This is a genomic window from Saccharopolyspora karakumensis, assembly GCF_004349225.1.
Taxonomy (GTDB): domain Bacteria; phylum Actinomycetota; class Actinomycetes; order Mycobacteriales; family Pseudonocardiaceae; genus Saccharopolyspora; species Saccharopolyspora endophytica.
Genome location: NZ_SMLA01000052.1, coordinates 38,791 through 49,614, shown reverse-complemented (window position 1 = coordinate 49,614; position 10,824 = coordinate 38,791). Strand labels below are relative to the sequence as shown.

At 72.2% G+C, this 10,824-nt stretch carries 7 protein-coding genes; 2 read left to right on the top strand and 5 right to left on the bottom strand.

Going from position 1 to position 10,824, the window contains the following annotated elements; genetic code table 11:
- Positions 1-173: 173 nt before the first annotated feature.
- Complete coding sequence (locus tag E1202_RS25305) at positions 174-1,166, top strand: neutral zinc metallopeptidase (protein ID WP_235878995.1); 993 nt, start codon at positions 174-176, stop codon at positions 1,164-1,166.
- Here E1202_RS25305 and E1202_RS25300 read toward each other — a convergent pair.
- Both E1202_RS25300 and E1202_RS25295 read right to left on the bottom strand, forming a co-directional pair.
- Positions 1,163-1,591, bottom strand: a complete 429-nt coding sequence (locus E1202_RS25300; protein WP_132685627.1) for a hypothetical protein — start codon at positions 1,589-1,591, stop codon at positions 1,163-1,165. The two genes, E1202_RS25305 and E1202_RS25300, sit on opposite strands and share 4 nt — an antisense overlap.
- 58 nt (positions 1,592-1,649) lie before the next feature.
- Positions 1,650-2,735, bottom strand: a complete 1,086-nt coding sequence (locus tag E1202_RS25295; protein ID WP_132685626.1) for a potassium channel family protein — start codon at positions 2,733-2,735, stop codon at positions 1,650-1,652.
- A 144-nt stretch (positions 2,736-2,879) separates the two neighbouring features.
- Here E1202_RS25295 and E1202_RS25290 point away from each other — a divergent pair, with 144 nt between their 5' ends.
- Complete coding sequence (locus tag E1202_RS25290; protein ID WP_132685625.1) at positions 2,880-3,407, top strand: hypothetical protein; 528 nt, start codon at positions 2,880-2,882, stop codon at positions 3,405-3,407.
- Between the two features lie 194 nt (positions 3,408-3,601).
- Here the strand turns inward: E1202_RS25290 and E1202_RS25285 are convergent, their stop codons facing one another.
- Genes E1202_RS25285 through E1202_RS25275 form a run of 3 tightly spaced genes read right to left on the bottom strand, consistent with a single transcriptional unit; the run spans position 3,602 to position 10,704 of the window.
- Entirely contained in the window at positions 3,602-4,210 is a 609-nt protein-coding gene (locus tag E1202_RS25285; RefSeq protein WP_235878994.1) for a hypothetical protein, read from the bottom strand.
- A 33-nt stretch (positions 4,211-4,243) separates the two neighbouring features.
- Positions 4,244-7,519 (bottom strand): ATP-dependent helicase, encoded by a 3,276-nt coding sequence (locus E1202_RS25280; RefSeq protein ID WP_132685623.1) that lies wholly within the window; start codon positions 7,517-7,519, stop codon positions 4,244-4,246.
- A complete protein-coding gene (locus E1202_RS25275; protein WP_235878993.1) occupies positions 7,516-10,704 on the bottom strand; it encodes an ATP-dependent helicase in 3,189 nt (1,062 codons plus the stop codon). Before E1202_RS25275 ends, E1202_RS25280 begins: the two co-directional genes overlap by 4 nt.
- Positions 10,705-10,824 lie beyond the last annotated feature (120 nt).

The following is a 10,824-nucleotide window of genomic DNA, read 5'->3' as shown; positions in this document are numbered from 1 at the left end:
GGTGAGGGGTCTCGGCGGTGGTCGATGGGGTTCCGGGCATGACACCTCCCGTTCCTCCGCAGTGGCAGCCCCCTCAGTGGCAGCAGCCTTCCCGACCTGGGCTGATTCCGGGGCCCGGGCAGGGCCCGCCGCCTGGGCAAGCGCCACCAGCCGGCTACGGGCATGCGGCGTGGGTGCCGTTCGAGGAGCGGCCGACCGGGCCGATTCCTCGGGTTCCTCAGTGCGCGCCGCAGGCGCCGCAGCGGAACAACACCGGGCTCGTCGTCGGGCTCGTGCTGGCGGCGGTGGCGTTGTTCGGGATCGGGACCGTGGGGGCCGTCGCCGCTTCCGTGTCCGCCGACAGGGCCGAGGAACCGGTGGACGGACCCATCGCGGCGAGCCCGACCACCACCGGCGAAACCACCGCGGAGACGACCACTTCCGAGCAGACCTCGACGTCCGAGGACCTCGAGGCCGAGCAGCCCGTGCCGAAGCTCGGGGACAACCCGATCAACATCGAGGGCAACGGGGCCGTCACCACGCCGTGCTCGCTCCCGGCGTTCTCCACCGACGTGGCCTCGCAGGACGCCTTCTACCAGGCCGCGCTGCCCTGCCTGATGCAGGCGTGGGAACCGGCTCTGGAAGAGGCGAACCTGCCCACCGACGCACCGAGGGTCGTCACCACCGGGGACGACATCGGCACGCCCTGCGGATTGCGGACCTGGGACCAGACGGCGCTGTACTGCCCGCAGGACAACACCATCTACATGACCGCGCGCTACTACTCCGAGATCGAGGGCAGGAGCGAGGCCGGCGTGTTCCTCGGGCAGTTCGCGCACGAGTTCGGCCATGCGCTGCAACGGCTTTCCGGCATCAACGCCGCCTACGGCAGCGCATCGGCCAACGCCGGAGCCGACACCGAGGCCGGTCTCGAACTCACCCGGCGCTCCGAGCTGCAAGCCACCTGCTTCGAGGGGATGAGCCTCGCCGCGCTGCAGAACGGCGGCGTCAGCAACGACCTCGTCTTCCCCGCGCTGCGCGACTCCGCCGCGCGCGGCGACGAGAACAGCGACGTCGACGACCACGGCAGCATCCAGACCAACTCCACCTGGGTCGAGCAGGGGTTCAGCAAGAACGAGATCACCCAGTGCAACACGTGGCTCTCACCGCCGAGCGACGTGGATTAGCGGCGGCCCAGCAGGATTCCGTAGCCTCCGCCCGCGACCGCGGCCAGCGTGATCAGCACGATGTGGGTGCGCCACGCGAGCGCCTCCAGTTCGGTCTGCTGGGTTTTCACCGGCGTGACGCGCAGGTTCCCCGATGCGCGGGCGGGAACCATCACGTCCAGGCGCTGACCGCGGGTGTGCCCGCAGCCGTCGAAGGTGGCGCGGCGGGTCTGGCCGTCGATCTGCACCTCGACCACGTCACCGGCCGCCCGCGCCCCGCACGGGCGCGGCTCGACCACGGTCGCCGTCGCCCGGCGCTCGGCGACCTGCCGCTGCCCGGACGCCGCGACCAGCGGCCAGACCGTCACACCGGCCACCACAACGCCGAGAACGCCCAGGACGAGCAGGATCGACGCCACCGAGGCCGAACCTCGCGTGCTTCCCACAACACCGATAGTCCCAGAGACCCAGAACCGGAAGTGCCCGAGACCCGTTGTGAGAAGGTCACGTTTGCGGCGGCGTCACTTTCCGCACGTAGAGCAGCCGGTCGCCGGCCTCGATCGCGTCCGCTTCCGGAGCGTCCACCCGGTAGAGCTCGCCGTCGCGGACCACGCCCAGCACTATGTCGGTCAGGTGCCGCGGCGAACCGCCGACCTCCTGGCGCTCCACCTCGCGCTCGGCGATCGCCAGACCCACCTCGGGGCTGAGCAGGTCCTCGAACATCTCCACCACCGACGGCGTCGACGTCGCCATGCCCAGCAGGCGGCCCGCCGTCTCGCTGGAGACCACCACCGAATCCGCGCCCGACTGGCGCAGCAGGTGCACGTTCTCCGCTTCCCGGACCGCGGCGACGATCTGCGCCTTCGGGGCCAGCTCGCGGGCGGTCAGGGTCACCAGCACCGCCGTGTCGTCGCGAGCGGGGGCGATCACGATCGCGCGGGCGCGCGGCAGGCCCGCCACGCGCAGCACGTCCGAGCGGGTACCGGAACCGTTGACCGTCACCAGGCCCTGCGCGGACGCCGACTCCAGCGACGCGCGGTCGGTGTCGACCACCACGATGCGGCCGGGGTCGGCACCCTCGCCGAGCAGTGCGGTGACCGCGGAACGGCCCTTGGTTCCGTATCCGATGACGACCACGTGGTCGCGCACCTTGGACCTCCAGCGTTGGATCTTGAAAGCTTGCCGCGAGCGCTCGGTGAGCACTTCCAGTGTCGTGCCGACCAGGACGATGAGGAACAGCACGCGGAGCGGAGTGATGACGAGCACGTTCACCAGCCGCGCCCGGTCGCTGACCGGGGTGATGTCGCCGTAACCGGTCGTCGACAGCGACACCGTGGCGTAGTAGACGACGTCGAGCACGCTGAGCTCGCCACCCGCCGAATCCCGGTAACCGTCCCGGCCGATGTAGACGATGGCGACCGTGGCGGCCAGCGCCACCATCGCGCCCAGGATGCGGCGGATGATGGAGCGCACAGGACTCGTCACGGTGCCCGGCATGCGGATGACACCCACGAGTGCGTGATCGGGCCTGGTGCTCAGCTCTTCCTCGGCGTGGTGCCTGCCGAACAGCTGGCTGGGACCTCGATTCATGAGTCGCGCTCCCCGACGTTGTGACCACTCACGGCGTTGAACAGTAACCGCTCCGCACATCCGGAAGATGGCCGCCCGGAATTGTGTCGAATCAATGGGGAAACACCATCCCGAAATCGGGGTCCGGGCGTTTACCATGCGACCGTGCAGCAGCTTCAGCACGCGGCCCGCGCTCTCGGTTGGGACGGGAGATTAGTACCGGATGTGGATGTTCTCGACACCCGGTTCACCGCGGTCGCCCGCATCCGGCCGGACGTCCACGAATGGCGCCTGAACAACGGCTGGGAGCCCGAGCTCAACCCGGCGTGGTTCAAGGCGTGGTCGGAACCCGAGCACCACGACCAGCTGCCGGTGGCGGCGGTCGACCTGATCGGAATTCTCGTTCCGGTGTCCAAGCCGTCCCGCGCGCTGCGCGCCTGCGGGATGCTGCTGTCGCTCGCCCCGTGCGCGGTGGTCCTGCCCGGTCAGCAGCGGTACGACGCGTTGTCCATGCTGGAGCTGGACTACTACGGCGCCGGGGTCGTCACGACCGGTCCCGACGATTCCGGCAAGCTCGTGATCCCGCCGGAGAACCGCGCCGCGGAATTCGGCTCGTCGATGTTCGGGCGCTGGCTGCTGGAAGTCCTCTACTCTCGGCTCCTAGAGCACCCGCAACTCACGGAGAACGCCTGAAACGAGTGGAAATGTCACTCGGCGCGCTTGGCGGTGCGGGGAGCGGAACCTCAGCGTTTCTCCGGGTGCGGGCACCACTCCTGATGCATGCCAATGCACGGCGTCGCGGCGTCCTCCCCGGAGAACCGCTGAGAACCCGCGGCGGTGCGGGCTGAGTCCCGCACCTGAAACAGCGCGGTCGCGGCCTGAGAACGTCAGGCGACGGCGTATTCGTGCCAGTTGAGGCCGTCGGGGTTCCAGCGCATTCCGCGGTTCTCCTGGAGAACGCGCATCGCCTGGACAGTGTGCGGCCAGCGGCGGATGACGTTGGCCAGCGCCACCGGGGTCATCAGGTCGACCGTGCGGCGGTGCTCGCCGGGGCCGAGCATCGCGATGCCGCCCGGGGTGCTGATGATGTCGGTGAGCGGGCGCTGCCCGGACAGCGCGACCTGCTCGACGCTGATGATCGTGTGCGGCTGGAGTTCCGAGGGCCAGCTCTGGCGATCGATGTCGCCGGCCACCGGCTGCTCGCAGGTGCCGCATTCGCACTCGAACTCCACGGCCCAGCCGTGCTGCCGCCAGGACCAGACGACGGCCGTCCCGGCGTCGAGTTCGGACAGCGCCGCCACGTGCGGCCAGGCGCCGACGACGGCCTGCAGCTTGGTCTGCTTGGACTCCCGACCCGTGGCGCTCGGGCCCTCGAAGGACCAGGTGCCCTCATCGTCGCGGTGGACCCGCACCAGAGGGGCGCGCATGGCGAGAACTTCGGCGTCCACGCGCACTGCGGATTCAGGCGGAGTGGTGAGCTTCCAGTCGGTGTTCATCGCGGGCATAGTCGACCGCCGCGCACCCCGAACTCAAGCTCCACCACCCGAACGTGTACTCATTTCAGGGTTCTTCGGGACCGCGGTGATGAGCTCGCGAAGACCTTCGGCGTCCCGGAGATCCGCAGGTCGCAGCGTGTAGTCGTGGCGGACGTAGTGGAAGGCGGCCCGGACCTCCTCCAGCGGGGTCTTCGACAGCTCCGCCCACGCCAGCCGGTACGCGGCCAGCTGCACCGACAGCGACGGGATCTGGTCGCCGCTGGGGACTCCGCCGGTCTTCCAGTCCACGACCGTCCAGCCGCCGTCGGGATCGGCGAAGACCGCGTCCATCCGGCCGCGCAGCACGATCCCCTCCACCTGGGTCTCGAACGGCACCTCGACGCGGTGCGGGGTCCTGTCGGCCCAGGAGCCTTCGAGGAACGCCTTCTGCAGCTCGGCGAGGTCCTCGTGCATCGGAGCGGAATCGTCGGCGGCACCGGGCAGTTCGTCGACGTCGAGCAGCGCCGAGGAGGTGAACCGGTGCTCCAGCCAGGCGTGGAACGCGGTGCCCCGGCGGGTCATCGGGTTCGGCGGGTACGGCAGCGGACGCCGCAGCCTGCGGGCCAGCGCGTCGGTGTCACCGGCGAGCTCGACGAGCTGGCTGACCGACAGGTGGTCGGGCAGCCGGACCTGCTCGCGGCGCTGCGCGGCGGCGGCCCGCTCCGCCAGCAGGACGTCGACGTCGCGCGCCCAGCCATCGGGGTCCTCGTCCACCTCGATCGAATCCACCGCGGACAGGGCCGTGCGGACCAGTTCCGCGCCTTCGGCGACGGCTTCGCGACGCTGTCCCAGCGGATCCACCGGCCACTCGGCGGAGCGGACCTCGTCGGCCAGCGGGTTCTCGGCGTCCTCGTCCGGGGTCGGGCACCACTCGTCGATGACGCCGACGCGGTCGCCGTGCACGACCTCCGCGGTCTCGGTGAGGAAGTCCGACGGGCCCTTGGGCCGGTCACCGCTCTCGCCCCACCAGTGCCCGGACAGCAGCAGCGTGCGCTCCGAGCGGGTCACCGCGACGTAGAACAGGCGGCGCTCCTCGGCGAGCCTGCGGGCCTCGAACTCCTCGTCGTGGATGCCCAGCGCCTCGCCGAGCTCCTTGCGGTCCAGCCCGTTCAGCCGGTCCACGTCCAGCTTGGGCAGGTCGGGGGCGTCGCCGCGCAGCTCGGCGGGCAGCGAGGTCACCGACCGCAGCCACGACGAGGACTTGCGCTTGCCGGGGAAGACGTCGTTGACCAGGTGCGGAACGGCCACGACCTGCCACTCCAGGCCCTTGGCCGCGTGCACGGTGAGGATCTGCACGCGGTCGTCGGCGACCTCGACCTCACCGGGTTCCAGACCGTCCTCGGCGCGCTCGGCGGCGGCGAAGTAGTCCAGCAGCGACGGCAGCGTCGCCGACGGGCTGGCGGTGGCGAACGAGGTGACCACGTCGGCGAAGGCGTCTAGGTGGATGCGGCCCACACCGCCCGGCCGGGCCAGGCTCTCGATGTCCAGCAGCAGCGTGCGCTCGGCGTCGGCGACCAGCTCCGGCAGCGGTTGGTCCAGGCGGCGGCGCAGGGCGGCGAGCTCGCCGCCGAGCCTGCGGATGCGGTCGTAGCCCTGCTCGGAGTAGCGCTCGGGCCGGCCGGGGTCGTCGAGCGCGTCGGCCAGGCCCGCCTGCTCGGCGTTCTCGCCCGGCAGCGCGGCGTGGACCACCGCCGTGGCGTCGTCCGACTCGGGTTCGCCGAAGAACTGCGTGCCGAGCTCCCGCGCCCGCTCCCACAGCGCCGCCAGGTCGGCGGCTCCGATCCGCCAGCGCGAACCGGTCAGCAGCCGGGCCGCGGCCGTGCCCGCGAGCGGGTCGACGAGCAGCCGGAGCGCGCTGACCAGGTCGCGCACCTCCGGCTCGTCCAACAGCCCGCCGAGTCCGACGACCTCCACCGGAAGACCGCGTTCCCGCAGCGCGACCGCGATGTCGGCCATGTCGGCGCGGCGGCGCACCAGCACGGCGGCGGTCGGCGGTCGGCCGGTCTCGTCGATCGAGGACTGCCACTGGGCGTGGATCCGGTCGGCGACCCACTCTCGCTCGGCGCGGACGTGCTCGGCCAGCAGCACCCGGATGTCGCCGTCCTCGGCGCCTTCGCGAGCGCGGAGCGCGTCGACCTCCAGGCCGATCCTGCGCAGCGGTTCGGAGACCGCGTTGGCGATCCGCAGCACCTCTTCGGGATTGCGGAAACTGGTCAGCAGTCCGTAGCGGTGCGCGGGAGCCAGGTGGTCGGCCTCGGTGCGCGGGAAGTCGGTGGTGAACCGGGGCAGGTTCGCAGCGCTCGCACCGCGCCAGCCGTAGATCGCCTGCGCGGGGTCGCCCACCGACGTGACCGGTAGGGACGCGGAGTCGCCGCCGAACAGCGAGCGCAGCAGGACGCGCTGGGCGTGTCCGGTGTCCTGGTACTCGTCGAGCAGCACCGCGCCGTAGCGGGCGCGTTCGCCCTCGACGACCTCCGGGTGACCGGCGGCGAGGTTGGCCGCCAGCGACATCTGGTCGGCGAAGTCCATCGCGCCTTCGCGGCGCTTGCGCTGCGCGTACTCCTCGACCAGCGGCAGCATCGCGATCCGGAGCCGTTGCGCGGCGACGACTTTCACCAGGTCCTGCGGCAGGTTGGCGCGCTGGCCCTTGGCGCGCGGCGCGTTCTCCACCGCCTCGCAGAGCTTCTCCGCGTGCACCCGCAGCTCGTCCGGGCTCACGAGGTGTTCGGCGAGCTCACCGGCCAGCGCCAGCAGGTAGCTGGTGACCGTGGTGGGCACCTTGTCGGTGTCGAGGTCTTCGGTCCAGCTCGCCACCACGCGGTGCGCGAGCTGCCACGAGGCGGTCGCGGTGAGCAGCCGCGCGCCCGGCTCCACCGGCACGCGCAGGCCGTGCTCGCCGACGATGCGCCCGGCGTAGGCGTGGTAGGTCAGCACGGTCGGTTCTTCGGTGAGCACCGCCGAGCGCAACTGCCCGCTCGGGTCGACCTCGTCGAGCAGGCCGGACCCGGCGAGCCTGCGCAGCCGGGCGCGGACCCGGTCGGCGAGCTGGCGGGCGGCCTTGCGGGTGAATGTCAGACCCAGCACGCGCTCGGGCGTGACCAGCTGGTTGGCGACCAGCCACACGACGCGCGCGGCCATCGTCTCGGTCTTGCCCGCCCCGGCACCGGCCACCACCAGCGCCGGTTCGGGCGGTGCGGCGATGACCTCGGCCTGCTCGGGCGTGGGCTGGTGCAGGCCGAGCGCCTGGGCGATCCGCTGTGGACTGATCACTGCGAAACCTGCCTACCTGCTGGGTGAACCGGGCAGCTGGTGCGCGCCGGGCAGCGCGGGCAGTCGGTGTTCTCGCTGGCCACGTAGGCCGGTCCGAGGCTGGACTCGGCGGCGCTGTGCACGACGTCGAGCCACACCTTGATCTTCTCCTGGTCGAGCGGTTCCTGCGCGCGTTCGGTCGCCGAGCCCTTGCGGTCGGACTTGGCGACGTAGAGCAGCCGGGCTCCCCCGGGTTCCTGCTCGTCGCCGAAGGCGCCGAGCGCGGCGGCCAGCTGGTAGACCGCCAGCTGCGGGTGTTCCTCGGCGTCACCCTTGCTGACCGGTGCTTTCGCCGTCTTGACGTCGACGACGACCGGCCGCCCGGAGGCGTCGGACTCGAGCCGGTCGACCCGGCCGCGCAACCGCAGCCGGGGACCGCCTTCGCGGCCCTGCACGGTGACGTCGAGGTCGCGCTCCACGCCGACCTGGGTGAGCTCGGCGCGGGACTGCACCAGCCAGACGACGAACGCGTTGAGCATCCCCTCGACGCGCTTGCGTTCCTTGCGGGAGAACCACGGCGCCCCGGCGTCGATGGTCTGCCAGGCCTCGTCGAGCGCCCGGTGGAGCTGGTCGGTGTCGGCGCCGTCGGCGGCGGCCTGCACCAGCGCGTGCACGAGAGTTCCTGTGACGGCGGCGAGTTCGGCCGTGTCCTGGCCGCCGTTGCGCTCGACCAGCCAGCGCAGCGGGCACTTCGCGAGGATGTCCACCGTGGAGGGCGAGACCTTGACCGGGTCGTCGCCGGTGACCAGCGGCGCGTCGGTGGACGGTGCGGGCAGGCCGTACCAGGTGTCGGGGTCGGCGCCGGGCACGCCGTCGGCGGCGAGCCGGGCGAGCTGCCCGGCCGCGCGGCGCCTGCGCTCCTCGGGCTCCTCGGAGTCGCAGACCACCCGGCGCAGCTCACCGACCAGGTCGGCCAGCGTGAGGCCCCGCTCCGGGCGGGCGATCGGGCGTTCCGCGGAATCCGGATCGCTCTCCACGCCGTCGAGCTCGTCGAGGAACCGGGACGGCTGCTCGTCCTCGCCGCGCACCGCGCTGACCAGCAGGCTGCGGCGGGCGCGGCTGGCGGCGACCAGCAGCAGCCGGCGTTCCTCGGCCAGCAGCGGCGCCGTCGCCGACACCCGTTCCGCGGTCATCCCCGACAGCACGTCCACCAGGTGCTCGACACCGAGCAGCGAGCCGCGGAGCCGCAGGTCGGGCCAGCTGCCCTCCTGCACGCCGGGAACCGCCACCACGTCCCACTCCTGCCCGGTGGCGGCGTGAGCGGTGAGGATCTGGACCGCGTTGTCCCGCGGCGCGGTCGGCGCCAGCGAGGACCCGGCGATCTGCTGGTCTGCGAGGTAGTCGGCGAACCCGGCCGCGTCGTTGCCGGGAGACCGGTCGACGAACTGGGCCGCCGCGTCGAACAGCGCCACGATCGCGTCCAGGTCGCGGTCGGCCTGCGCGCCGGTGACGCCGTGGCGCTCGGACTGGGCGACCCAGCGCTTCTCCAGCCCGCTGGCCTTCCACACCCGCCACAGGGTTTCCTCGACGCTCTGACCCTTGTCCGCCGATTCCTGCGCGGTGCGCAGCAGAGCCGCGACGCGGCGGGCCGGTTCGGCGGCCGAGTCCTCCAGCGCGGCCAGCCGGTCGCCGTCGCGCAGCACCTCGACCAGCAGCACACCGCTGGGACGGCTGCCGCCCGACGCCGACTCCAGGCGCAGCAGACCCCGCCGCAACCGGCGCAGCGCCAGCGGGTCGGCGCCGCCGAGCTGCGAGGACAGCAGGACGGCCGCCGCGTCGGCGTCGAGCTCGTGCGGGCGGACCGCGCACCGCAGCAGTGTCAGCAGTGGACGGACGGCGGCGCGCTGCGACAGCGGCACGTCGTCCACCGGCAGCGCGATCGGCACTCCGGCGGCCAGCAACGCGCGCCGCAGCACCGGCAGCGACCGGCCCGTGGAGCGCACCACCACACCCATCCGGGACCAGGGGATCTCGTCGAGCAGGTGAGCGCGGCGGAGCTGGTCGGCGACCCACGCCGCCTCCTGCGCCTCGGTCGCCAGCAACCGCACCTGCACCGCGCCGCCGGCCGTCTCGTCCTGCTGGGACTCCGGCTCGGGTTCGACCAGGCGGCGCTGCGGACCGTGGCCGGGCAGCCGGGAAGCCAAGCGCTGCACGGCTTCTCGCACCGACTTGGACATGCGGTGATCGACCGTGAGCACCGCGGTGTCGGTGCCGCCGGGATCGGCGTCGAGCAGGCAGCGCGGGTCGGCGCCGCGGAAGGTGTAGACGGACTGGTCCGGGTCACCGGCGAGGATGAACTCGGTGGCGGTGTCGCCGAGCGTGCGGATCAGCCGGTACTGCTGCGGGTCCAGGTGCTGCGCGTCGTCGACCAGCACGTACCGGACCCGGTCCTGCTCGGCCATGAGCAGCCCGGAGTCGGTGGCGAAGGCCAGGCGCGCGGAGCCGACGAGCTCGGCGGCGTCCAGGGCCGGGGCCTGCGAGCCTCCGGCGCCGCGCAGCAGCGTGACCTGTTCGTACTGGCGGCCGAACCGTCCGGCGGCCACCCATTCCGGGCGTCCGTGCTCGCGCCCGAGGGCGATCAGCCGGTCCGGGTCGACGCCGCGTTCGGCCGCGCGCAGCAGCAGGTCCCGCAACTCCTCGGCGAAGCCCGGGACGGTCAGGGCCGGCTGCAGCGGCTCCGGCCAGTCGGGAGCGCCCTGCTCGACGTCGCCTTCCAGCAGTTCGCGGACCAGGGCGTCCTGGTCGGGGCCGTTGAGCAGCTGCGGCGGCGGGAGCTCGTCTCGCACCGCCTGCAGCCGCAGGACGGCGAAGGCGTAGGAGTGCACGGTGCGCACCAGCGGTTCCGGTGCGGTGCGCACGTCCTCGCCGGATCCGGTGAGCAACCGGGTGATCTCGGTGCGCATCCACGACGCCGCGCGGCGGCTGGACGTGAGCACGAGGACGTTCTCCGGTGACACGCCCCGGTTTCGGATCCGGTCGGCCGCGATCTCGGCGATCAGCGTCGACTTCCCCGTTCCCGGACCGCCCAGGACGCGGAGGAACCCGAAGGAGTGCTCCAGCGCCCGGCGACCCGCTTCGTCCCAGGTCGTGGCGCGGCGCGCGGTCTCGGCGCGGCGCACGAGCACGGGCGAAGTCGCGGGAGGCACGCACCGAATGGAACCACGTGGAGGGGACAAGATCGGTTCCGGGCACGCCGGAATGTGCCCGAGTTCTCCGGGATTTCCAACTGTGAATGCTGGGATCGCGCTCCGACGTTTGGTGGTACA